At 57.3% G+C, this 211-nt stretch carries 1 protein-coding gene; it reads left to right on the forward strand.

Annotation, left to right across the window (positions count from 1 at the left end):
• The coding region (locus LCF57_RS04530) for a KR domain-containing protein (protein ID WP_225999640.1) at window positions 1-211 on the forward strand (211 nt) is incomplete at both ends.

Raw genomic sequence — 211 nt, forward strand, 5'->3', positions numbered from 1 at the left:
CGGAAAGCGCCGGGTGGCTGTCTGGAGTGAAATCAGCGCGGGAGCATCCAGAGTGAAGCCGCTATGGAAGGACCATGGAATCTATTTGATTACGGGGGGCGCAGGAGGCCTCGGGCTTATATTTGCCGGCGAAATTGCCGGTCAAGCCAAGCATGCGACGCTGATTCTGACCGGCAGATCCCCGCTTAACGAAGACAAGCAGTCTGCGTTA

The organism is Paenibacillus sp. BJ-4, assembly GCF_020404765.1.
In the GTDB taxonomy this organism is placed as follows: domain Bacteria; phylum Bacillota; class Bacilli; order Paenibacillales; family Paenibacillaceae; genus Paenibacillus.